The sequence below is a fragment of the Caulobacter sp. DMC95 genome (genome assembly GCF_056313785.1).
Genome location: NZ_JBQUZP010000007.1, coordinates 214,921 through 237,927 on the forward strand (window position 1 = coordinate 214,921; position 23,007 = coordinate 237,927).

Annotated in this window: 21 protein-coding genes and 2 tRNA genes; 11 read left to right on the top strand and 12 right to left on the bottom strand. The window is 66.1% G+C overall.

All coding sequences use genetic code 11. From position 1 onward, the window contains the following. Positions 1 to 67 precede the first annotated feature (67 nt). The 5 genes from ACT53N_RS16740 (at position 68) to ACT53N_RS16760 (ending at position 3,033) form a co-directional block, all read left to right on the top strand. Positions 68 to 143 (top strand) — tRNA-Phe (locus ACT53N_RS16740). 588 nt (positions 144 to 731) lie between these two features. Then, a complete protein-coding gene (locus ACT53N_RS16745) occupies positions 732 to 1,646 on the top strand; it encodes a MotA/TolQ/ExbB proton channel family protein (protein WP_096051983.1) in 915 nt (304 codons plus the stop codon). Between the two features lie 5 nt (positions 1,647 to 1,651). After that, positions 1,652 to 2,086 carry a biopolymer transporter ExbD gene (locus tag ACT53N_RS16750; RefSeq protein WP_062094562.1) on the top strand — a complete coding sequence of 145 codons (435 nt, stop codon included), beginning with the start codon at positions 1,652 to 1,654 and terminating at the stop codon, positions 2,084 to 2,086. 10 nt (positions 2,087 to 2,096) lie between these two features. After that, positions 2,097 to 2,828, top strand: a complete 732-nt coding sequence (locus tag ACT53N_RS16755) for an energy transducer TonB (protein WP_476064948.1) — start codon at positions 2,097 to 2,099, stop codon at positions 2,826 to 2,828. A gap of 128 nt (positions 2,829 to 2,956) precedes the next feature. After that, positions 2,957 to 3,033, top strand: a tRNA-His gene (locus tag ACT53N_RS16760). Positions 3,034 to 3,273: 240 nt separating this feature from the next. Here ACT53N_RS16760 and ACT53N_RS16765 read toward each other — a convergent pair. The 4 genes from ACT53N_RS16765 to ACT53N_RS16780 all read right to left on the bottom strand — a co-directional run bounded on the left by ACT53N_RS16765 (position 3,274) and on the right by ACT53N_RS16780 (position 7,039). Beyond that, a complete protein-coding gene (locus ACT53N_RS16765) occupies positions 3,274 to 4,701 on the bottom strand; it encodes a UdgX family uracil-DNA binding protein (protein ID WP_476064949.1) in 1,428 nt (475 codons plus the stop codon). After that, a complete protein-coding gene (locus ACT53N_RS16770; RefSeq protein ID WP_476064950.1) occupies positions 4,701 to 5,921 on the bottom strand; it encodes a putative DNA modification/repair radical SAM protein in 1,221 nt (406 codons plus the stop codon). Before ACT53N_RS16770 ends, ACT53N_RS16765 begins: the two co-directional genes overlap by 1 nt. Positions 5,922 to 6,052: 131 nt before the next feature. Next, a complete protein-coding gene (locus ACT53N_RS16775) occupies positions 6,053 to 6,331 on the bottom strand; it encodes an HU family DNA-binding protein (RefSeq protein WP_310212580.1) in 279 nt (92 codons plus the stop codon). A 300-nt stretch (positions 6,332 to 6,631) separates the two neighbouring features. Then, a complete protein-coding gene (locus ACT53N_RS16780) occupies positions 6,632 to 7,039 on the bottom strand; it encodes a helix-turn-helix domain-containing protein (protein ID WP_310212578.1) in 408 nt (135 codons plus the stop codon). Positions 7,040 to 7,251: 212 nt separating this feature from the next. On the opposite strand from ACT53N_RS16780, the gene ACT53N_RS16785 reads away from it, so the two are divergent. Together ACT53N_RS16785 and ACT53N_RS16790 are read left to right on the top strand one after the other, a co-directional pair. Continuing rightward, on the top strand, positions 7,252 to 8,265 hold the full coding sequence (locus tag ACT53N_RS16785; protein WP_476064951.1) for an NAD(P)/FAD-dependent oxidoreductase: 1,014 nt from the start codon (positions 7,252 to 7,254) through the stop codon (positions 8,263 to 8,265). A gap of 36 nt (positions 8,266 to 8,301) precedes the next feature. Continuing rightward, complete coding sequence (locus ACT53N_RS16790) at positions 8,302 to 9,465, top strand: acyl-CoA dehydrogenase family protein (protein WP_476064952.1); 1,164 nt, start codon at positions 8,302 to 8,304, stop codon at positions 9,463 to 9,465. 85 nt (positions 9,466 to 9,550) lie between these two features. On the opposite strand, the gene ACT53N_RS16795 is transcribed toward ACT53N_RS16790, so the two are convergent. Continuing rightward, positions 9,551 to 10,270, bottom strand: a complete 720-nt coding sequence (locus tag ACT53N_RS16795; protein WP_476064953.1) for an energy transducer TonB family protein — start codon at positions 10,268 to 10,270, stop codon at positions 9,551 to 9,553. Between the two features lie 187 nt (positions 10,271 to 10,457). Between ACT53N_RS16795 and ACT53N_RS16800 the strand changes: the two genes are divergently transcribed. Further along, positions 10,458 to 11,324, top strand: coding sequence for a transglycosylase SLT domain-containing protein (locus tag ACT53N_RS16800; protein ID WP_476064954.1), 867 nt, complete (start codon positions 10,458 to 10,460; stop codon positions 11,322 to 11,324). On the opposite strand, the gene ACT53N_RS16805 is transcribed toward ACT53N_RS16800, so the two are convergent. Both ACT53N_RS16805 and ACT53N_RS16810 read right to left on the bottom strand, forming a co-directional pair. Next, a complete protein-coding gene (locus ACT53N_RS16805; RefSeq protein ID WP_476064955.1) occupies positions 11,311 to 12,501 on the bottom strand; it encodes a CaiB/BaiF CoA transferase family protein in 1,191 nt (396 codons plus the stop codon). The genes ACT53N_RS16800 and ACT53N_RS16805 overlap by 14 nt on opposite strands. Positions 12,502 to 12,583: 82 nt before the next feature. Beyond that, positions 12,584 to 14,377: an ATP-binding protein gene (locus ACT53N_RS16810; RefSeq protein ID WP_476064956.1), complete on the bottom strand. Its 1,794-nt coding sequence runs from the start codon at positions 14,375 to 14,377 to the stop codon at positions 12,584 to 12,586. Between the two features lie 153 nt (positions 14,378 to 14,530). Here ACT53N_RS16810 and spbR point away from each other — a divergent pair, with 153 nt between their 5' ends. Together spbR and ACT53N_RS16820 are read left to right on the top strand one after the other, a co-directional pair. After that, a complete protein-coding gene (spbR, locus tag ACT53N_RS16815) occupies positions 14,531 to 15,664 on the top strand; it encodes a SpbR family protein (protein WP_476064957.1) in 1,134 nt (377 codons plus the stop codon). 70 nt (positions 15,665 to 15,734) lie between these two features. Then, positions 15,735 to 16,499: an NUDIX hydrolase gene (locus ACT53N_RS16820; protein WP_476064958.1), complete on the top strand. Its 765-nt coding sequence runs from the start codon at positions 15,735 to 15,737 to the stop codon at positions 16,497 to 16,499. Here the strand turns inward: ACT53N_RS16820 and ACT53N_RS16825 are convergent. The 4 genes from ACT53N_RS16825 to ACT53N_RS16840 are packed head-to-tail and all read right to left on the bottom strand — an operon-like array spanning position 16,496 to position 20,029. Next, entirely contained in the window at positions 16,496 to 17,146 is a 651-nt protein-coding gene (locus tag ACT53N_RS16825; RefSeq protein ID WP_476064959.1) for an ABC-type transport auxiliary lipoprotein family protein, read from the bottom strand. The two genes, ACT53N_RS16820 and ACT53N_RS16825, sit on opposite strands and share 4 nt — an antisense overlap. Beyond that, positions 17,143 to 18,081: an MlaD family protein gene (locus ACT53N_RS16830; RefSeq protein WP_476064960.1), complete on the bottom strand. Its 939-nt coding sequence runs from the start codon at positions 18,079 to 18,081 to the stop codon at positions 17,143 to 17,145. The genes ACT53N_RS16825 and ACT53N_RS16830 overlap by 4 nt, the downstream gene beginning before the upstream one ends. Beyond that, positions 18,081 to 18,917 (bottom strand): ABC transporter ATP-binding protein, encoded by an 837-nt coding sequence (locus tag ACT53N_RS16835; protein WP_476064961.1) that lies wholly within the window; start codon positions 18,915 to 18,917, stop codon positions 18,081 to 18,083. Before ACT53N_RS16835 ends, ACT53N_RS16830 begins: the two co-directional genes overlap by 1 nt. After that, the gene (locus ACT53N_RS16840; RefSeq protein WP_476064962.1) at positions 18,914 to 20,029 is read right to left on the bottom strand and encodes an ABC transporter permease; all 1,116 of its coding nucleotides are present in this window, start codon (positions 20,027 to 20,029) and stop codon (positions 18,914 to 18,916) included. The genes ACT53N_RS16835 and ACT53N_RS16840 overlap by 4 nt, the downstream gene beginning before the upstream one ends. A gap of 214 nt (positions 20,030 to 20,243) precedes the next feature. Between ACT53N_RS16840 and ACT53N_RS16845 the strand changes: the two genes are divergently transcribed. Continuing rightward, entirely contained in the window at positions 20,244 to 21,788 is a 1,545-nt protein-coding gene (locus tag ACT53N_RS16845) for a methyl-accepting chemotaxis protein (RefSeq protein WP_476064963.1), read from the top strand. Positions 21,789 to 21,831: 43 nt separating this feature from the next. On the opposite strand, the gene ACT53N_RS16850 is transcribed toward ACT53N_RS16845, so the two are convergent. Beyond that, entirely contained in the window at positions 21,832 to 22,884 is a 1,053-nt protein-coding gene (locus tag ACT53N_RS16850) for a LacI family DNA-binding transcriptional regulator (RefSeq protein WP_476064964.1), read from the bottom strand. Between the last annotated feature and the right edge of the window lie 123 nt (positions 22,885 to 23,007).

A 23,007-nucleotide genomic window follows, 5' to 3' on the forward strand; every position in this document is an offset into this window, starting at 1 on the left:
CCTATAGACCCGGCTCCTCGCTTCGCGGCGAGGTCGCCAAGGCGGTTTCAGCCGCCAAACCCCGGATGCCTGGGTAGCTCAGTTGGTAGAGCAGCGGATTGAAAATCCGCGTGTCGCTGGTTCGATTCCGGCCCCAGGCACCACTCCTTTCTTCTCGCCTCCTCTTCTGGGCTCCAGGGGCCAAGTCGTTCGGAAGGCCGCCCGGTCGCCGGGTCGGCGCGCGCGTCGTTTTATCGATGGACGGGCTTGTTTCCGCCGCGCGGTCCGCCCATGTGCCGCGCAGACAGGCGCCTTTCTTCACAGACCCACGTTTTGTTGCCTTGCTGCGGTGCAGCATGCTTTTTCTCGTTGGCAGGGAAAAACCGCCCCGAAATCCGGAAAACCGTTTTGTGCAGTGCGGTAAGCCTTGGGGGTGCGGGGGGGCGGCGATGAATTTGTGCCCAAATGAGACCCTTGACGGTGCGAAAAGGGGTTGCCAAAGGACCCCAGCCGCAATTCTAACATTGTGGTAAGACCGGAGCCTCAAAAGGGCGTCGGTTGCACGCGCTTCGAAACGATCCTTCTGGAGGCTGGTCCTCGTGAGGGGCGTAACGGGTCGAGCGCAGCGAAGCGGGTCCGCTCGGGGCGAGAGCTATCGAGCTCCAGGCGGACTATTCAGAGTTAGGGTGGAGACGCTCTCGCGCGACGACCCTCGGTCCAAACGTGCTAGACCAATCAGGAACTGGCGACAGATGCTCGACATTAAACGGAAGACCCCCCTCATCGCTCTCGTCGGCGCCGTGGCGCTGATGGCGAGCGCCCCGGCTTTTGCGCAAGACGCTGCGGCTCCCGCCGCCGCCTCCGCTGAAGCTCAACCGGCCACCGACGCCGCCGCCGCTCCGGCCGCGGACGCCGCCGCCGCCGCTGCTCCGGCTCCGGAAGCCGCTCCCGCCGAAGAAGGCGGCGAGGCTAAGGCCAGCCACTCGCTGACCCCCGTCGGCATGTTCATGGCCGCCGGCGTGGTCGTTAAGGTCGTCATGATCGGCCTGATCCTGGCCTCGGTTTTCTCGTGGGTGCTGCTGCTCACCAAGATTTTCGAGTTCGCCGCGCTGAACAAGCAATCGGACAAGTTCCTGGAAGCCTTCCGCGGCGCTCGCTCGATCGCCGACATCGCGCGCATCAGCTCGTCGGAAGAATTCGAAGGCAACCCGATGGCCGACATGGCCGCCGCCGCCTCGCAGGAAGTTGAGCTGTCGCGTCAGGCCGGCCTGGCCGTCGCCGGCGAGCACCGCGACTCGACGCTGAGCCGCGCGACCTACGCCATCAACGCCGTTCAAGCTTCGCTGGCCAAGCGCCTGTCGGGCGGCATGGTGTTCCTCGCCTCGGTCGGTTCGGGTGGTCCGTTCATCGGTCTGTTCGGTACGGTGTACGGCATCATGACGTCGTTCATCGGCATCGCGAACACCAACACGACCAACCTCGCCGTCGTCGCGCCGGGTATCGCTGAAGCCCTGCTCGCCACCGGTATCGGTCTGTTCGCCGCTATCCCGGCCGTTATCTTCTACAACTACTTCCAGACCCGCATCTCGGCCTACGGCACGCGTTCGGAAGGTTTCGTTGCTGAACTGATGAACGCCATCTCGCGCCAGCTCGACAAGGGGGCGTAACACCCATGGCCGCCAAACTTTCAGGCGGTGGGGGCGACAGGTTCAACGTCGAACAGAACAGCGAGATCAACGTTACGCCCTTCGTGGACGTTATGCTGGTGCTCCTGATCATCTTCATGGTGGCGGCTCCGCTGGCCTCCGTGTCGGTCGAAGTGAACCTGCCGCCGGCGGTGGCGAAATCATCGCCGCCACCATCCAAGCCGGTTTACGTCTCGATCAAACAGTCGGGGCAGCTCTACCTTGGTGACAACGAGACCAGCATCGATGAGCTGGGCTATGACATCACCAAGAGCATGGGTCGTCGCGATCCGACTAAGGAGCGCATTTTCATCCGGGCCGACGAGAAGGTTCGCTATGGGGCTTTCATGGAGGTGATGAACACTCTCCAGGATAACGGCTTCTACAGCGTGGCGCTCGTTGGACGGGATGATAGTCAGTAGGGGGTGATGCATGGCTGATCAAAATACGCCCGAGCATCGCCGCTACGATCCGCTCACGTCGGAAGGTCCGCGTCGCAAGAAGGGCTTCGGTCCTTTCGGCGTCGCCCTGACTGTGGTGGTTGGTCTGCACGCGCTTCTCTTCGCGTACCTCGCGAAGCAAAAGTTCGAAGCCGTGTTCCAGGAGTACTCGGACGACGCGACGGTTGTGGAGCTGCCTCCGCCGCCGCCGCCGCCGCCGCCGCCTCCGCCGCCTCCGCCGCCGACCAATGAACCTCCGCCGCCTCCGGCCGTGGTTCAGCCGCGTCCCCCGGTGGCTCCGCCGCCGGACGTGACGCCGCCGCCGCCGCTGCCGATCCCGCCCGTTGAAAAGCGGGTGGAACAGACGGCTCCGCCGGTGATCTCGCCCACGCCGCCGGTTCCTTCGAACCCGCCGGCTCGTGCGTCGGTCATCACGCGTCCGGACTGGGCCCGTAAGCCTTCGGGCGACGATATGGCTCGGTACTATCCGGACCGCGCTCAGCGGATGGAAGTCAGTGGTCGTGCGACGATCTCGTGCACCGTGACGGCCAAGGGCACTCTGGAAGGCTGCTCGGTGGTTTCCGAATCGCCGGCGGACATGGGCTTCGGCGATGCGGCTATCCGCTTGTCGCGCCTGTTCCGGATGAAGCCTAAGACCCTCGACGGCGCGCCCGTCGACGGTGGCCAGGTGACCGTCCCGCTGGTGTTCCAAGTCCCGCAATAGGACCTGGACCAAAGCGAAAGCTAAGGAGCGCCCCGGAGTTTCGGCTCCGGGGCGTTTTCCGTTCAAAACATCGGGATCGGTGCTTGATCCCGACGATCGATCCCACTAAAGACAACGCCTCGCGATGAGCCGGCTTAGCTCAGTTGGTTAGAGCGCTAGATTGTGGATCTAGAGGTCCTCGGTTCGAGCCCGAGAGCTGGTACCATCGCAAGTCCTTGAAAAGCCCGGCTTAGCCGGGCTTTTTTCGTTTCTGGCTGGGCTTCGCCCGCAGCGCGCTCCGGTCTAAGCTCCCGTCTGATGGGGGGGGGGCAGAAGCAGGTCGGGTCGCCCGTTCGCCTCGGGCCAAGGCGTGAGGAGCGCGCCGAGAGGGACGTGGTCAGTGCGCGCTGGAGAGGCTACCTCTGCCGCGCGGCGACGTACGGTCTTCGGCACGTCCGCGGCGCGGTCAGATGAGGCCTGAGAGCCGACCCGCCAGCTGCAGATCCTCCACAAAGGCGCTATAGGCCGTCGCCCGCGCGGACGCGTTCGACAGGCGTAGAAGGTAGGCCGGGTGGAACGTCACCAAGCCCTGACCTTGATCAGGCAGGGTGTGAGGCCGCCCCCGCGACTCCAAGACGCGTGTCGCTCGCCCCATCACGCTAAAGGCGGCGGTCGCGCCCAGCATGACGGTCACGCGGGGGCGCACTAGGCGCCGCTCGGCGTCCAGCCACCACCGGCAAGCACTGACTTCGCCTTGCGTTGGGGTCTTGTGGAGGCGGCGCTTGCCCCGGGGCTCGTGCTTGAAGTGCTTGACGGCGTTCGTCACGTAGACGCGTTCGCGCGGCACGCCGGCCTCGATCAGCGCGTTATCGAAGAGTTCTCCCGCAGGACCCACGAACGGGCGGCCTGCGAGGTCCTCCTGGTCGCCTGGCTGCTCACCGACAAACATCAAGGGCGCGTTGGGTGGGCCCTCTCCAGGAACGCCTTGGGTCGCGTCTCGCCAGAGCTCACAGCGTCGGCAGACGCTGACGCCCGCTTGGACAGCGTCCAGCTGGGTCGGAACGCCAGCGCCGAACGAAGCGTCCCGGGCGTGGCGCTGGGCGGCCTTCAAGACGCGATCGGAGGGAGGGCGCGCCGGTGTCGCGACCATGGCGGTGGCGCGGTGCTGGGCGGCTTCAATAAGCCCTGGAATGAGCGACGCCTCAGGAAGGTTGCGCCAATACCGCTTGGGCATCTCCTGCCGCATCTGGCGAGGATTCAAGCGGGCGGGATTGAAGATTGAGGCGTAGTAGGTTCGCCAAAGCTCCTCCTGAGCGTCCTCGGACGGTGCGTCGGCGGGATCGGCGCCTTCGGAGACCGTCAGGCGTTCTCCGTCCCACGCCACGCAAGCGTCCGGAGTCAGGATGGTCCAGTCCATGTTTGAAAAACGGCGCGCAAAGAACGGCGCCGTCGCCTCGGTCACGCGGTGCGCGGGCTCGAACCAGGCCGCGTAGGTCTCCGTCTCCGCGCCCTCAACCAACCGAAATCGAACAAAGGCCTTCATCTTGTGGGCGGCGCGGCTCACCGCCTTGGCCATATCGCGCGCACGCGCCATGTCCGGGTCGGCCGGATTGTTGATCAGCCCCGGTTCGCGCTCCAGCCGCCAGAGGATCCGATAGAGCAGGGCGAAGCGATCGGATGATCGGTTCAGGACGACCTGCCGGGCGAGATCCAGGAAAGCGGCGGGCGTCGTGAACGTCGCTGTCGCCAGCGTGATCGGCGTGTCCTGCTCAAAAAGGTCTCTCTCCACGGTCCAGACCAGCGAGTCCGGCGCGGCGCCTTCGGCCCGCAAGACACGCGCGGCCTTGCGCCAGCCTTCGAAATCGATCTCAGAGCCCAAGCGAACCACGCGCATCAGAACAGGCTCAATTGGGTCGGCGCGGTGAGCGCGGCCTTGAGGTCTTCGCGATCGGTCAACGCGCCCGGCCGCCAGTCGGCCGTCATGACGAAGGGCTTGGCGCGCTTCACCACCCCGCCCACGCGCTTCAGATCATTGAGCGTCAACCGGCTGAGGCGCCGCGCCGCCAGAATCCGTCCGACGGCCTTGGCGCCCAGGCCCGGAACACGAAGCAGGGTCTCCCGGTCGGCGGTTTGCACGTCGACGGGGAACTGCTCCCTGTGCCGCAGCGCCCAGCCGGTCTTGGGGTCGACGGACAGATCCAGATCATGCCCCTGTTCGACGATCTCAGGCTGCGCAAAGCCATAGAAGCGCATCAGCCAATCGGCCTGGTATAGGCGGTGCTCTCGCAGCAGGGGCGGGCGCACCAGCGGGAGCCGGTGACTGGCGTCCGGGATCGGGCTGAACGCCGAGTAATAGACGCGGCTCAGACGATAAGCGCCGTAGAGATTGGCGCTGCGGGCCAGGATGTCGCCATCCTTGGCCTGGTCCGCACCGACGATCAGTTGCGTGGATTGGCTACGGGCGAAGGCGCGCCGCCCCGATCGACGCGCAGGCTCGGCGTGATCGTCGATGGCCAGGCGCATGCGTCCCATCGCCCGCTTGATGTCAGTAGGGTCCTTTTCAGGCGCCAGCGACTTCAAGCTGTCGTCACGCGGAAGCTCGATATTGATCGAGACCCGGTCGGCATAAAGGCCCGCCTCGGCCGCCAGCTCGGGCGAGGCTTCGGGGATCAGCTTGAGGTGGATATAGCCGCGGAAGTCGTGATCCAGACGCAGCGACTTGGCCACTCGAACCATCTCTTCCATCGTGTAGTCGCCGGAGCGGATGACCCCGGACGATAGAAACAGGCCCTCGATGTAGTTGCGCTTGTAGAAGTTGAGGGTGAGGTCGACGACCTCCTTCACCGAGAAGCGCGCCCGGGGCGTGTTCGACGACACCCGATTGATGCAATAGGCGCAGTCGTAGATGCAGAAGTTGGTCAGCAGGATCTTGAGCAGGCTGATGCAGCGCCCGTCCGGCGCATAGGCGTGGCAGATGCCCATGCCTTCGGTTGAGCCCACGCCCTTGCCATCGAGAGAGGTGCGTTTCGCCGCGCCTGAGGACGCGCAAGAGGCGTCGTACTTCGCAGCGTCCGAGAGAATGGCGAGCTTGCGCCTGAGATCGAGAACGGCCATGCGGACATGGTATCGTTCCTGATTTGTTCTTAAAAGCCCGAGGGTGCAACGTTCGCACTAGGCTGAACGTCGCACCCCAAAGCAACAGCGAAGAGCAGACAGCCCGAGGCGCCTGCTCCCCACCGAAAGGCTTAGCCGTTGACGGCGTCCTTCAGTTGCTTGGCCGGCGTGAAGGCGACCTTCTTGCTGGCGGCGATCTCGATGGTCGCGCCGGTGGCCGGGTTGCGACCGGTGCGGGCCGGCTTGGCCTGGACCTTGAACTTGCCGAAGCCCGGGATCGAGACTTCTTCGCCCTTCACGGCGGCGTCGGAGATCGACTTGAAGACGCCGTCGATGATGGCCTTGGCCTGGGTCTTCGTCAGTTTTTCGTCGGCGGCGACAGCAGCGTCGACCAGATCGGAAACGTTCATCTTCTCAAGCTCATTCCTGTGAATCAGGGAAGTTCGAGCCTGACGACGCGGATCGCGTTTGTCACCCGTTAGGAAAGGTTAAAACGTCGATTCACGGGGACAAAACGCCCATGCGGCGGGCTTTTTTTCGATCAGGCGGCCCAGTGAATGCTCTTGGCGAGCCTGAACCGCCTGCTGCACTGCAAAAAACGGGCTCAATCTCGCAGAGCCGGCCCGCCGATTCTTTCGCCGGGGCCAAAGCAAAAGACCCCGCAGTAGCGGGGTCTGAAGCGGTCGGCGGCGGTGTGGAAGCGAAACGCCCTATGGGGCGTCGTCGTCCACCATCGCCCGAACCAGGTCCACCACCCGCCGACGAAGGCGACGGTCGGCGAGGCGCGGAAACAGGCTGGCGAGCTCCAGGCCCTCGGGCGTTGACACGAACTCGGTCATACGCTGGGCGAACCCGTCGTCGACGCCGCCGTCCGTCTCGTTGAGGCCTTCGAAGAAGTAGGAGACCGGCGCCTGAAGCAGTTTGGCGGCGTCATAGAGCTTGCTGGCGCTGATGCGGTTGGCGCCGCGCTCGTACTTCTGGATTTGCTGAAAGGTGATGCCGAGCGCATCGGCGACTTGGGTCTGGCTGAGACCCATCATCTTGCGACGAATTCTCAGCCGGGCCCCGACATAGAGATCAACAGGATGGGCCTGTTCGGCTGCGGGTCGATCGTTCATCCGCCTCTATTCCCTCCAACACCGCTAAACGGCTGACTGTAGTCTTAACGGATATAGACCGAGCTTGGCGGTCTCGTCACGCGCGGCCATGCACGGAACGGGTCTTCGCGCTGAAGTGTCGCGTCGTATGGTTTATCCTTATGGTTGATTTCTAGATCTTACACGTCGTTAGGGACTTGACGCCGGGCGCCGCTGAAGGTGTCTGGCGCGCCATGAAACTTCGATCAGGCGCGCGCGTCGCCGTGGCGGGAGCCGGGGCCTTGGGATCCGCCGTGACCCTACGGTTGGCGCGCCTGGGGTTCCAAGTCACGGTCTTTGACCCGTCTCTTGGTCACGTGAACGCCTCAGCCGTCGCGGCTGGCATGCTGGCCCCGATCAGCGAGGCGCTGTTCGATCCCATCTCCCGCGACCACCTGGATATGATGAGGCGCGCGCGAAACCTGTGGCCGGACTTTGCGGCGGCGCTGGGCGTGAGGCTGGTTCGCAGCGGTGTCCGGATCGAAGGCGCGGCGGCCTGGAGACGCGAGGTTGAGGCGCGCCTTGACGCCCTGGGGGCGCCAGCCGGCGGCTCAATTGATGAGGATTGGCGGATCGACGCGCGTCAGACGCTTGAGGCGCTGCAGGAGGCCGCTCGCAAGGCCGGCGCTACATTCCAGCCGGTCGCTGTCGAGGCGGTCGAGCCTGGCTTCGTCACGCTGGCCGACGGTCGGCGCGAGGCGTTTGAGGCCTTGGTGCTGGCCACCGGGCCCGGCGTGCGCAACGGGAACATCGCGCCAGAGACCCGGGCTCTGACGCCGATCAAGGGCCAGATCCTGCGCCTGCCCGCGCATGGCGACGATGAGGCTCCCGTGGTGCGGGGCGAAGGTGTCTACCTCGCGCCGGGCGGCGCGGCCCTGGCGATCGGGGCGACGATGGAGCATGGACGGGACGACCTAGCGCCCGACCCCGCGGCGACCCAGGCTCTTCGCGCCGCCGCCGCAGCGCTTCGCCCAGATCTCGATCTGGATCGGGCCGAGGTCGAGGTCGGCGTCCGGGTGACCACCCCAGATGGACTGCCTCTCGTTGGCTGGAGCCAAGCTCCCGGTGTACTGCTCGCAGTCGGCGCGCGGCGGAACGGCTGGCTGTTCGCGCCGCTTGTCGCCGACATGGTCGCGGCGTATCTGACAGGCGATAACCTGGGCCAGGACGCTGCGGCGATGGACGCAAGGCGTTTCGAGAAGCCTTAGACCTAAAGCAAGAAGAACACGCAGGGGAGTTGGCCTATGTCCGGATTCTGGTTGACCGAGGAACAGGAGGCCATCCGCGAAGGCGTGGCCAAGGTTTGCGCCGCGTTCGATGACGAATACTGGCGTCGCACCGATGAGACGGGTGAGTTCCCCGAGGCGTTCGTCGCCGCTATTGCCGAAGGCGGCTGGCTGGGCGTGGCCATGCCCGAAAGCGTCGGCGGCGCAGGCCTGGGCCTGACCGAGGCGGCGGTGATGATGCAGACGGTGGCCCAGTCTGGAGCGGGCTTCTCGGGCGCCTCGGCGATCCACCTCAACATCTTCGGCCCGATGCCGCTGGTGAAGTTCGGCTCAGACGAGCAACGCAACCGCCTGCTGCCCCGGATCATTTCGGGCGAGGACAAGATGTGCTTCGCCGTGACCGAGCCGAACTCCGGCCTCGACACCTCGAGCCTGGAGACCCGGGCCGAGAAGGTCGACGGCGGCTACCGCCTGAACGGCCGCAAGATCTGGACGACCGGTGCCCAGCGCGCCAACAAGATCCTGATCATCGCGCGGACGACGCCCAAGGATCAGTGCGCCAAGCCGCACCAGGGCCTGTCGCTGTTCTATACCGACCGCGAGAAGATCGAGGCCAAGCCGATCCCGAAGATGGGCCGCAAGGCTGTCGAATGTAACATGCTCTTTATCGAGGACCTGTTCGTCCCGGCGCAGGATCTGGTCGGCGAGGAGGGCAAGGGCTTCCAGTACCTGCTGCACGGTCTCAATCCCGAACGGGTGCTGTTCGCCGTCGAAGCCATTGGCCTGGGCCGCGCGGCGCTGGCCAAGGCGACCACCTACGCCAACGAACGGATCGTGTTTGGCCGGCCGATCGGCCAGAACCAGGGGGTGGCCCATCCGCTGGCCAAGTCGTGGGCCGAGCTGGAGGCCGCCAACCTGTTGGCCTTCAAGGCCGCGTCACTCTACGACCAAGGCAAGGAGTGCGGCGCGGAAGCCAACGCCGCCAAGTACCTGGGCGCGGAGGCAGGGTTCCATGCGTGCGAGGCCTCGGTGCTCGCGCACGGCGGCATGGGTTACGCCAAGGAGTACGACGTGGAGCGCTACTTCCGCGAGGCGATGATCGCCCGCATCGCGCCGGTCAGCCGCGAGATGATCCTGAATTTCATCGCCGAACGCGTGCTCGGCCTGCCCAAGAGCTACTAGCGTAAAGGACGGCCGGGCCGCAGGAAGGCTTGCGGCCCGGCCTCCGCTTCAGCGCCGGAGGTTGGGCGTCTGCGTCATGGGGCTGTCAGGCGCCCGCGTTGAAGCGGATGGGGATGCGGACGGTCGCGCCGTCTACCGGTTCGCCGTTGTCGGTCTGTGGCTTCATCTTGAAGAACCGCGAAATCTTCAGCGCTGCGTTCCCAAAGCCCTCCTCGGCTTGCGACTCTGCCGCGACCACGCAATCGCGCACCGTTCCGTTGAGTGCGACCGTGCAGCTGAGCGTCGCTTGGCCCGAGAGCCCTCGGCGCTGGGCGCTTTCGGGATAGTAACGGGCCATCTCATCGGCCGAGGGAATCCGCTGCCAATTGGCGCGTACGATCAGTTTGGGCGGCGGCTGAGGCGGTGAGGGCGCCGTTGTCACCGTGGGCGCCAGGGTCGTGATCGGGCCCGCAGCCGGCGGCCCCTCCGGCACCGTCCTGGGATCGGCGAGGAGCGGAGGCGGCGTTTCGAACAGTGTGGGAACCGGGATATGGAGCTTCGGCGCGCTCACCGTCGGCGGCGGCTTGTCTGTCGGTGGAGGCGGGGGAGGGGGCTTGGCCTCAAGTGGTACGGTCTCGACGACGAAGCCGGTATCCGGCGCCATGGTCGGCATCGGCTGCGTCCACTTTTGGTAGGCAAGATAACCGATCAGCGCCACATGTAGCGCGCCCGAAACGCCGAGCCCCACCAGCAGCGCCTTGGCCGGGCGCGGCGTGTCCTCCAGCCCCGGTATGCCGGAGCCGTTAGGGTTCAGAGCCAGAGCCATGTCGATCTCCATGAGAAATTACGACCGTAGGCTCAGATCATCACGGCGTGGCGCTGCTGTAAATTGACAATCGTAATCTGATGGCCAATTTGTCTTACGCGCGTAAGAACCCAGCGTGCGCTCTGGTCGCACCTCGTGGGGAACGTGGTTAATCCGGGATTAACCATGATCGGCGACTCCTGACGCCATGCCCGCCGTGAACTCCCTCCGCAACGTCGTCGAGTCGGCGATCCAGCGCGCGTCGAACGCGACGGGGGTCGACTTCACGTTCCTGATGGGCACAGCGAAGCGTGAGAGCGGGTTCAACCCCGGCGCCAAGGCCCGGACCTCGTCTGCGTCGGGCCTTTTCCAGTTCGTCGACCAAACCTGGCTGGCCACGCTGAAAAAGCACGGCTCCAAGTACGGCTACGCGCGCTACGCCGACCTGATCAGTCAAGGGGCGGACGGCCGCTATCGGGTCGAGGGCGACGAAGCCCGAAAGGCGGTGCTGGGCCTGAAGATGGACCCGCACGCGGCGTCGCTGATGGCGGGCGAGCTGGCGTCGGATCACGCCTCTTACCTGCGCGGCCGCGTAGGACGCACGCCGACGGCGGGGGAGCTCTACGCCGCGCACTTCCTGGGGCCGCAGGGCTCGGCGCGCCTGATCCAGGCCGCGTCGGTCTCGCCCACCGCCAGCGCCGCCGCGATGTTTCCGGAAGCGGCCCAGGCCAACCGCTCGATCTTCTACCGTGACGGGCGGCCGACCACCGTCGGTGAGCTCTACGCCAACCTGACCAAGACCGGCGGCGCGACGCGCGTCACCGACGCTCCGGCGCGCGAGGCCTCTGGCGACCAGGGCTTCATCCAGTACGCCAGCGGTCGCCGCCTGGAGCGTATCCGCCAGCAGGAGGCGGTCGTGGACCTAATCTTGCGCGGCTCGCAGGATATCGGGAGCCCGTTCGGAGACTCGAGCAGTTCGGGCATGGGCGCGGGTCAGCGCCTGGCCAGCTCGATGTTCTCCGCTGAGATGCTGCGGGTGCTGGCCGAGGCCAACGATAAGGTCAAGCAGCGCTGACGCTGGTCAGGGCCGCGACCTGATCTTCGGACCAGCCCAGCTCTCGGAAGACAGCCGCCGTATCTGCGCCCAGCTTGGGGGCGGGGCCACGTGGACCGTCCTGCGCTCCTGGGAACCGCGCTGGCGCCGCCGGGGCCTTGAAGGTTCCGCCTGCGCCGTCCGGCGTGTCCACGAAACACCCCGCCGCCTCGGCCTGCGCGTCCAGCGCCAGCTCGCGAGGAGTCTGATAGGGCGCCCAGGTGATGTCGCCGGCGTCCAGCGCGGCGGCGGCGGCGTCATAGGTCATGGCGCCGAAAGCTTCGTCCAGAATGTCCACCAGCGCTTGACCATGTTCCCGGCGCGCCTTGGCGGACGCAAAGCGCGGATCGTCCACCAACTCTGGCCTTCCAGCGGCTGCGGCGATCCTGGGCCAGTCGACCGAGCCCTGCCGAGGCAGCAAGCAGATCCAGCGGCCGTCTGCGGTCATGTAGAAGTTCGCAAGCGGCTGGACGGCCTCGCGGCGCCCCCGCGTCGAGGCCAGTTTCCCAAAGCGCAGCTGGATCGCCATGTCCGATCCGATCGCATAGACGCCGGTGCGCAGCAGTGAGGTCTCGACAAGGCGACCAACGCCCGTGCGCGTGCGCTCGTGAACCGCCGCCAGGATCGCGGACACGGTCGCCAGAGAGGTCACATGGTCGCCCATGCCGGTCCGGATGGGGAAAGGTTCGGCGCCCTTGGGCGCGGTGATCGCGCCGACGCCGGCGCGCGACCAGAAGGCGGCGACATCCATGCCCGGCTTGTCAGCGTCCGGACCTGTGAGGCCGTAGCCGGACAGGCTGCAGTAGATCAGGCGAGGATTGACGGCCTTGAGCGCCTCGTAGTCCAGGCCCGCTCGGGTCAGCGCCGCAGGCCTGACGTTGGTCAGGAAGATGTCTGCGGTCGCGACCAGCGCTTTTAGCGCTTCACGGCCCAGATCGCTGCGGATGTCCAGGACGACGGCCCGTTTGCCGCGATTATCGAGCTCGAAGACGGGGTTGGCGTCCTGGTCTGAGCCGATGGTGTCGAAGAACCGTCGCATCGGATCGCCTTCGGGCGACTCGACCTTGATGACGTCCGCGCCCCAGTCGGCCATGACGCCGGCGGCGCCGGGGGCGGCGATGTAGGTCGCCAGTTCAACGACGCGCAGGCCTTCCAGCATCGCCACCTCCCATATGTTTTCGTTGCCTGGGAGGATGGGGGAGGGTCTTCCTCGAGGGAAGGCTTACCCTACGGTATGTTGATTAAGCCGCAGCCTTGGCGGCGTCGTTGCGGTCCAAGGCCGCGGCGTCGGCGAGGGCGCGCGCCACGCCGGCCACGCTGACAGGCTTGCGCAGCACGATATCGGCTCCCGCCTCCAGGAACTCGGCGGCTTCGTCGGCCTCGCCGTCGATAATCGCGACGATCGGGGTCAGGCGGTTGGGGCCTTCGCCCTGACGCAAGGTCGCGGCGGCTGCAGGCCCATCCATCACCGGCATGCGATGGTCCAGCATCAGAAGGTCGAACTCGGCGATCTTTGCCAGATCGGCCGCGCGGCGACCGTTCTGGGCATGGACCACCTGATGACCCAGTTGCTCCAGAACGGCGCGCAGCATCGCCGCGTTCAGCGCATCATCCTCGGCGATCAGCACGCGCAGCGTGCGCGGTGCGCCGGGGGCGTCGACGGTCACGGTCTCGAGCTCTTCCTCAAGCTCGCCCTGAGCGGCGGGATCAAACGGCAGGGTCAGGGTGAAGCAGCTACCGACGCCCACGGCGCTGCGGGCGTCCAGAGCGCCGCCCATGAGGCGCGCCAGCTGACGCGACAGCGACAATCCAAGGCCAGCGCCATTGACCCCGGCGCCGGTGCGCTCGACGCGCCGGAAAGGCTCGAAGGCCTGGTCCATCTCGTCGGGCGACAGTCCCGGACCCGTATCGGCCACTTCGATGGCGATCAGGTCGTCGCGAAGCTCGAGCCGAACCTCGACTCGGCCGCGGACGGTGTACTTCACGGCGTTGCCCAACAGGTTCGAGACGATCTGCCGCGTGCGGAGCGCATCGGCGATCGCCGCGCCCTTGGCGGAGCCGCGCAGGAACGGATCGACGTGCACCGAGAGCTCCAGCCCCTTGGCCGCCGCATGCGGCTTGTCCAGCAGGGCCAAGTCCTGAACCAGCCGAACAGGATCGAACGGACGGGCGTCGACCTGCAGTCGGCCCGACTCCGCAGTCTCGGAGTCGAGGGTCGCGTTGAGGACAGCGATCAGATCCTGCGCTGCGTCCAGCGCCGCGTTCAGCTGCTCGCGTGACGGCGCGGCGCGGCCGCCTCGGCCGGCGGCGGCGGCCAGCACGTGGGTGACGCCGGTCAGGCCGTTGCGAATCTCGTGGCTCAGCGTGGCGACGATGTCGGACTTCGAGCGCGCCGTGCGCTCGGCCTCGTCCAGCACCCGCAGACGCTCGTCGACCAGTTGTTCGTGGGCGATCGCAAGATCGTGTTGGCGTCGGAACATGCGGTTGAGGATAAGCGCCAGCGTCATCGCCAAGGCCGCGGCGCCAAAGGTCAGCTCACCGGCCTGACGGCTGTCGGCGTGCGAAAACTGCGCCCACAGCGGACCCGCTGCAGCGAGCGGCGCGATGATCAAGAGGCCTGGCAGGTAGGACGCGGCGAAGAAGGCGCAAAGCACGGCTCCAGCCGTCGCAAGAAGCAGCAGCGTCTCGCGCGCTGGGCCGGCGGCTTGCGCAAAGGCCGAAATCTGGACCACGGCGAGCGCCCAGAGGACGCCGCAAAGCACCTGAACGCGCGCGCGCCGCGCCAGATCTTGCGACGGTTCGTCGCGTAGCCAGTTCACCGCTGCATAGAAAGCGCCCCAGTTGATCGCGAAGATCGCGAAGCTGGCGGTCATCCAAAGCGGATTGGCGGCAAACGATCCGACCCAGACGAAGAGCGGCAGGCTGACCGCGAAAACCGCCAGAGCGTAAGGCAACAGCGCTGTTTGAGCGTCCAGGGCCTTGACCACTTGGGCGCCGTCCGTCGTCGTTACTGCTAGGCGGCGCTCGGCGAGCAAGGTCGCGCTCCTCTCGGTTGAGGAAACACCCTAGTCGAGCGTGGTTTGCGGCCCGTTACGGGTTATCGTTAATCCACAGCTTCATCGCGCAAACAATCATTAAGCCTAACCGCCGAAGATGCGACTCTACGCATAGCTCCCTGCGGGCGAACCATGGCCACCACACGCGCTGCACTGACCGACTCCGACATCCGCATGCTCGTCAAGGGCGCGACGCCCGATGAGCGCGCCCTGGCGGCGCACAAGCTTTGTCGCAGCATCGATCGTTCCGTCCTCACTGACGAGGAGCGCGAAATCGCGCACGACATTCTTCGCGTCATGGCCGCCGACGCCGCCGAGCTCGTGCGTCGCGCCATGGCTGTGACGCTGAAGAACTCCTTGGCTCTGCCGCCGGATGTCGCCAACCGCCTTGCGCGCGATGTCGAGAGCGTCAGCCTGCCGATCATCAGCTTCTCACCCGTCTTCACCGACACCGATCTCGCCGAGATCGTGAAGGTGGGGGGGGCGGTGCGTCAGATGGCGGTCGCCAAGCGTCCCAAGCTCTCAAGCAAGATCACCACGCTGCTGGTCGAGCAGGGCGGTGAGGACGTGGTCGCGACGGTCTGCGCCAACGACAATGCGCGCTTTTCCGAAGTCGCGCTGCAAAAGGCGCTCGACCGGTTCTCCAAGTCCGAGCAGGTGCTGCAGGCGGTGGCCTACCGGTCGGCGTTGCCGCTGGCGGTCACCGAGCGCCTAATCGACATGGTCGGCGAGCAGCTTCGCGATCATATCCTGACCAGCCACGCGCTGTCGCCCGAGCGCACGATGGAGCTGATCCTGGGCGCGACAGAGCGCGCGACGATTGATCTCGTGGATCAGGCTGGCCGCGCGGCGGATCCCAAGGCGTTTGTCGCTCACCTGAACAAGATGGGTCGCCTGTCGCCGTCCTTGATCCTGCGCGCGCTGGCGCATGGACACATGACCTTCTTCGAGTGGGCGGTCGCGGAACTGGCGGGCGTACCGCATCACCGCACATGGCTGATGATCCATGACGCCGGCCCTCTTGGCTTGAAAGCGATCTGCGAACGGGCGGGCTTGCCCTCGCGCCTCTACTCGGCGTTCCGAGCCGGTGTCGACGCCTTTCATGGCCTTGAGTTCGACGGCCGGGCCAATGATCGCGAGCGTTTCCAGGAGCACATGATCCAGCGCTTCCTGACTTCGTCCCACATCGCATCGCGTGAGGACAGCGAGTACCTACTGGAGCGCATGGACCGCAGCGCCAGCAAGCGCCGCGCCCAGTCGGCCTGACCCTGCGGAACCTAACAGTTGTTCGAAAGGGGTCTGGGCAAGCACCGCTGTGGGCGCCAGACTTGCCGCCATGCCTGAGTCATCCCTAAGTCCGATCCGACCCGCCGCGACCATACTGCTGCTTCGAGACGCGCCGACGTTCGAGGTCTTGATGGTCAAGCGCCACCACCAGATCGACTTCGCGGCGGGCGCGCTGGTTTTCCCGGGCGGCAAGAGCCACCAAGGCGACAGCGATCCGCGCTGGCGCGACCTGGCGATCGGCTTCGACGTCGCTGACGAGGACGGCGCTGCCTTGCGGATTGCGGCGTTGCGTGAGGCCTACGAAGAGGCGGGCATTCTTCTGGCCCGTGATCGCGACGGCGCGTTCTATGCCGGCGAAGCGGCCAAGGACATCCGCGCCGCGGTCGCCGAGGACAAGGTTGCCTTTATCGACGTGGTCGAGGACCTGGGTCTCAAGCTCGACCTGTCGGCCTTGACGATCTTTGCGCGCTGGATCACGCCCAAGCTGATGCTAAAGCGGTTCGACACCTGGTTCTACGTCGCGCATGCGCCCTTGGCGCAGCAGGCGATCTGTGATGGCCACGAAGCGGTGGACGCCGAGTGGATCGCGCCGGCCAAGGCGTTGGAGTTGGCGGCCTCGGGCGAACGCAAGGTGATCTTCCCTACAAGGATGAACCTGCAGTTGCTCGCCGAGAGCCCGGACCCCTCGGACGCCGTGGCGCGCTCGACCACCCGTCCTCTAGTGACCGTCGAGCCCTGGGTCGACGGGGCCGTCCTGCGTATTCCTGAGGACGCGGGCTATGGCGCCGTGACCGAGCCCCTGGACGCCCTCTAGTTCCGGGTGGCGGGACCCGCAGCGTTAACCCACGCCACGACCTCGCCGAGGACTTTCGCGGTGGCTTGATCATAGGCTGGAACGATCGCCGAGATACGATTGTCCGCCGCCTTGACGCGAGCCTCGAAGATCTGGTCGCCGACCAGAGCGCGGTCCTGACTGTTGTTCAGCACGCCACGCACCCGCACCACCACCTCCGGCGCGGCCTTGGGCCCGTTGAGGTACTGGGCCTCAAAGGCTCTGACCTCCAGGCGCAGCACGAGGTCGGCCTTGGCGATCTCGCCCCGGCCAATCAAGCGCGCACGGCCAGGATCGCTTTGAAACGCGTTGGCGACAGCCTCTTCGAAAAGAACGAAGGCCGGCGAGACCCAGCGCGCATCGGCGATATAGGCCACCTCGCCCTGGGTGATCGTCAACAGGCGATCACCGGCCGCCGCGCGGGTGAACACGGTCGGCGACTTCAGTACGCCGAACATCGCGCCCGCCGGCCCCTTCTGCGCACTGACTTCCGCGTCGCCGAACCGATAGAGGCCCACCGGCTTGCTCTTCGGGAAGACGCTGATGCAGGCCGATAAGCTGACGGCGAGGGCGGTGGCGGTCGCGATCTGGGCGAGCGCGCGCAGGGTCTTGCGGTTCATCGGGTTCACGGCTTCACCTCCACTTCCTTGGCGGGCGCCTTGCCGACAACGCCGCGGGGGTTCTGTTCGACCTCGCCGACCAGACGATCCAGAGATTCTGCGGCCGACTGCAGGGTGACGATGGCGGACGACAGCTGTGGCAAGCCGGTGGTGGCGAAGTCGCTCGTGGGGCCCTCCAGCTTGGAGACCATGCCACGGGCGTCCTTGGCGGCGGCCTTCAGCTCGGCGGCCGCGTCGCCCAGTTCCGTCAGGGTGCGCTTGGCGTCACCCTCGACCAGGGTGTTGGCGCTGTTGGACAGTTCGGTGATCGACTGCGCCGTCTGGTCGATGCTCTGCAGCGCCTTCTGGGCGTCAGCGATGATCGCCTTGCGATCGCGCATTTCCTGAGTCACGGCCTGGACGTTGGTCATCGTCGCGCCGAAGCTCTTGATGTTCCGATCCGACAAGACCCGATTGACGCGATCAAGCGCCTCGATGGTTCGGGTCAGCACCGTGCCGCCGCCCTCCAGAAGGTCGGAGAGCGCGCTGCGCTGGGTCCGCAACACCGGCACCTTGCCGTTCTTCACCGTGTCTTTCAGCAGCTCCTTGTTCGGCGAGCCGGCCGTGATCTGCACATAGTTCACGCCGGTGATGCCTTGCGGCTCCAGCGTTGCGTAGCTGTCCACCTTAATCGGCACGTCCGAGGTCACGCGCACCCGGGCGATCACGCGGTTGGTGTCGGTCTTGTCGAGCTCGATTCGGGTGACTTCACCGACCTTGATGCCGTTGAAATGCACTTCGCCCCCTTGGGAGAGGCCGCGTACCGGACCGACGAACAGGATGTCGTACAGGTCGTAGTCGCGGTTGAAGCTCAGCTTGGCCAGCCAGACGGCGAAGATCACCAGGCCCATGAAGAGCGCCAGCGAGATGGCCCCGACCAGGGCGTAGTTGGCGTTTCTTTCCATCAGTAGTCGGTCCTCGACTCGGCCAGTTCCTCGGCGGCCGCAGCGGCGCGCCCTCGGGGGCCCAGGAAGTATTGTTTGATCCAGGGGTGTTCTGAACGCTCGAGCTCGCGAACCGGCGCCACGGTCACCACCTTCTTGTCCGCCAGAACCGCCACTCGGTCGGTGATCGTGTAGAGGCTGTCCAGGTCGTGGGTGATCATGAAGACGGTCAGCTCAAGACTGTCCGAGAGATCCTTGATCAGGGCGTCGAACGCCTGGGCGCCGATGGGGTCGAGGCCGGCGGTGGGCTCGTCCAGGAACAGCAGTTCCGGGTCCATGGCCAGGGCGCGCGCCAGACCTGCGCGCTTTCGCATGCCGCCCGACAGTTCAGCGGGTTTCAAGGTCGCCGCACGGGCGGGCAGGCCCACCATCGCGATCTTGAGGTCCGCGATCGCCTCGACCTCGCCGCGCGGCAGGCGCGTATGTTCGTACAGCGGCGCGGCGACGTTCTCGCGCACCGTCAGGTTCGAGAACAGCGCGCCCTGCTGGAAGAGCACGCCCCATCGACGTTCGACCGACGACCAACGTCGGCGGGACGCGCTGCGCATGTCGCCGCCAAAGAGCCGGACATGGCCGTCATCCGGCGTCTTCAGGCCGATGATGGTGTTGAGCAAGACCGATTTGCCCGAGCCGGAGCCACCGACGACGCCCAGTATTTCACCCTGCTCGACCTTCAGGTCCAAGCCGTCATGGATGACGTTGTCGCCGAACCGTGTGACCAGGCCGCGAATGTCGATCGGGTATTTGTCCGTATCCGGCGCCTCGCCGGGTGGGGGGAGGGGCGTGGGGCCGGTCATATGTCCAGCTCCATGTAGATCAGGGCGAAGACCGCATCGATCAGGATGATCGCGAAGATGGCGTGGACCACCGAGGCCGTTACACGTCGCCCGAGAGACTCGACGTCCTTGCCAACCTCCATGCCCTGACGGCAGCCGATCGCGGCGATCACCATGGCCATCACGGGCGCCTTGGACAGGCCGATCCAGAAGTGCGTGGCGCCGACATAGTCCACGATCCGCTGGAGGAAGAACGTGGGGGAGAGGTCCAGCACGCTCCAGACGACGAGAATGCCGCCCGCCAACCCGGCGATGGTGGCCACGAAGGTCAGGAGCGGAATAGTCAGAAGCAGCGCGGCGAACCTTGGCAGCACGAGCGCCTCATAGGGATCGACCCCCATGACCTGCATGGCGTCGATTTCCTGGTTCATCTTCATCGAGCCAATCTCGGCGGCGAAGCTCGAGGCTGACCGGCCGGCCAGCAGGATCGCGGTGATCAGGATATTGAACTCCCGCATCACCGAGATGCCGATCAGCTCGACCGCGTAAACCTGGGCGCCAAAGTCGGTCAGCATGTTCGCGCCGAGCAACGCGACCACAGCGCCGATGAAGAAGGTGGTTGTCGCCACGATCGGCATGGCGTCGAGGCCGGCGCGCTCGCAGAGCGCTACGATCGGCGCCCACCGGATCCGCCGAGGCGAGACCGCGCTGCGGCCAAGCGCCACCAGGAGGTGGCCCAGAAACACCAGCGTTCCATAGCCGTCCGCGAAGAGGCCGAAGACCCCGCGACCGATCCGTTCCAAGAGGGCGTAGAACCCCCCGGGCCGCACCGTCCGTTGAGGTTCGACCTGGATCGCCGCGCCGACCAGCTCCAGAAGCCGCAGCACCTGCCTGCGGGCGGTCACGTTCTCGGCGTCGAGGCGCTCGCCCGCCGCGCGCAGGATGGCGTAGGCGCCGGCGGTGTCGCACCGGTTCACGCCCGTCAGGTCCAGCCGCAAATCAGCCCGGCCGTCGAGCGCTTCGGCCAAGCGCGGCCCCGCGTCGAACAGGCCCCGCGCGGTCCAATCTCCCGTCAGGACGGCGACCGAGCCTGCGTCCTCTTCGGTCAAGGTGAAATCCGCAGGAAGCGCCATGAAGTCCTTGGGGTTCAGTCCCGGTTATATCCAGGCCCTCGCAAGGACCTGACAAGTCCAAAACGCGCCAAGGCGCAGCTTGGTTCTCATTATGGCGAAGATTGCCGGACGGTGCGGCCTCGGGGCGCATCGCTCCGAACTTCAATCTTGGTTAACAGATTCCGTTCACCAACATGGTCAACCAATCCTTACCAGCGAGTCGGAGCCCCCTGGCATGAGCGCCAACGCCAAGCTTGATCAGCGCATGGCCTTCATGCGCTTTGACGAGCGGTCTCGCGCCAACCTGCGAGCGATCAAGCCGGTGATCGACGCGGAGATCGGGGCCGCGCTGGGCAAGTTCTATAGCCAGGTTCGGCTTTTCCCCGACACGCGGGTGAAGTTCCGTGACGATGGCCACATGGCCGGCGCCGAGCGCGCCCAGGCCGCTCACTGGCGTCGTATTGCGCAAGCCGACTACGGCGAGGGGTACGTTCGCGACGTCGAGCGTATCGGCCGCGCGCACGCCGACGCCGACATCGCTCCGCAATGGTACATCGGCGGCTACGCCCTGGTCGTCGAGGAGATGATGCGGGCCCTTGTGGCCAAGCGCGCCAAGGGGCTGTTTAACAGCGCCAAGTCTGACGCCGAGCTGGCGGATGGGCTTTCGGCGCTGATCAAGGCTGCGTTCCTCGACATGGATATTTCGGTGTCGACGTACATCGACGTCCTGCTGGAAGAGCGCGAAGCGCTGGAGCGTGAGCGCGAAGCGGTCGAGCATCGTCAGGCGTCGGCGGTCAAGGCCGTCGGCGAGGCGCTTGCGCGTCTGGCCGCAGGCGACTTGTCCGCCCGGGTCGAGGGGGATCTGGCTCCGGAGTTCCAGAGCCTGAAGGTTGATTTCGAGCGGGCGACTGGCGCCTTGACCGAGGCCATGAGCGCGGTCGAACGCGCGGCGGGCGGCATTCGCGCCGGCGCCGACGGCATCGCCCACAGCGCCGAGGACCTGTCTCAGCGCACCGAGCAGCAAGCCGCTACGCTGGAGCAGACCGCAGCCGCCGTCGAGCAACTGACCAGCGCGGTGGGCAAGACCGCCAAGGGGGCGCGCGAAGTCTCGTCGCGTGTCAGCGAAGCCTCCGCAGAAGTGGAACGGTCCGGCGACATCGTCACCCGGGCCGCCGAGGCGATGACCAAGATCGAGGCGCAGTCGCAGCAGGTGAATCAGATCCTGGGGATGATCGACGAGATCGCCTTCCAGACCAATTTGCTGGCTCTCAACGCCGGGGTAGAAGCCGCCAGGGCCGGCGACTCGGGCAAGGGCTTTGCGGTGGTCGCGCAGGAAGTGCGGGCGCTGGCTCAACGCTCGGCGCAGGCGGCCAGCGACATCAAGTCCCTGATCACTCAAAGCAGCCGTCAGGTCAGCGAGGGCGTCGATCTGGTCGGTCAGACGGGTGAGGCCCTGCGTGGCATCCACGAAAAGGTCGGCGGCATCGATGAGCTGGTCAACGCCATCGCCGCTTCGGCGAGCGAACAGGCCACGGCTCTGGGCCAGGTCAACGCGGCCGTGAACCAACTGGACCAGGTCACCCAGCGCAACGCAGCCATGGTCTCTCAATCGACTGACGCCACGCATGCGCTCCGCGTCGAGGCGGCCGACCTGTCGAACCGCGTCGGGGCCTTCCGCCTTGGGACGCGTTCGCAGCCGATCCACCAGGAAAAGGTTGTCGAAAACCCTGTGCATGCGGCGCGCGCGCGGGTCGCAGCTTTCGCGCGGCCCGGGCGCTAGGCCCGAGCGTCTCTCACATCGCCTAACCGTCCGGTGGGCCGCCTTACCTCGGCGGCGGGGCTGTCGAGGCGCGGTGGATCAGGGTGAAGGGCAGCAGCTCGTCCACCGGACGTTCAGGCGGCCCCCCGCTCCGCGACTGCTCGATCAGCAGCTTCGCGGCGACCGACGACATTTCGGCGACGGGTTGACGCACGGTCGTCAGTTGGGGGCGACTGAACCTTGAGCTTGGACTGTCGTCGAAGCCTGCGACCGACACATCCCCGGGCGTCATCAGCCCGGCCTCGGCGATGGCGGCGATGCAGCCCAGCGCCATATCGTCATTGCTGGCGAAGATGGCGGTCGGACGCTCGGGAAGCGCCAGCAGGGCCTTGGCCTGCTCGAGACCCGACTGGAACGTGAAGTCGCCCTGTCGGACCCAGTTTTCCCCGACGGGAAGACCCTTCGCTCGCATGGCCTCCAGATAACCGTCGCGCCGGGCCTGGCTGGCCCCGTAGCGTGGCTCGCCGACTATGAAGCCGATGCGCTTGTGCCCGAGGCTGATCAGATGATCCGTCATTTCGCGGGCGGCGGCCACGTCATCCATGTGCACGCGAGGACCCAGGCCCTCCGCGCGTTCAGGCCCGACACGGACATAGGGCGTGCGGGCCTTGTCCAGCAGTTCGAGCACGACGGCGTTGTCGGAGGAGGGCGGGGTCAGGATCACGCCGTCCGGTTTCAAGGCGGCCAGCAGCGCAGCGACCTCCTGCCGGACTTGCGGACCTTCATGGTCGATCAGCTCGATCAGGAGGTGATAGCCAGCGTCGCGGCAGACCAGGGTCGCGCCCAGCTGGATGCGGCTCAGATAGTCGGCGCCACGCTCGCTCTGCCAGTGGTCGATCGTCAGAGCCGCGTCGACGAACACGGCGATGACAAAGGACCTTGAGCCGGCGAGGCTTCTCGCCGACAGGTTTGGGCTGTATCCCAGCTCGCCCGCAGCCGCGAGCACGCGTTCGCGCATGACGGGCCGAACATTCGGCTCGTTGTTCATCACGCGCGAAACGGTCTTGATCGAGACGCCCGCCTTCGCGGCGACGTCGTAGATCGTCACCGAACCCATTCGTTGGCCCCGACTTCCTTGAGACTCATGCCCATGACACACAAACTAGTGCGTCTGGGCGAAGGAAGGAAACGCCTCGATTGAAAGCGCTCCCAGGCCTTGTATCTGGCCGTTTGCGCGGCC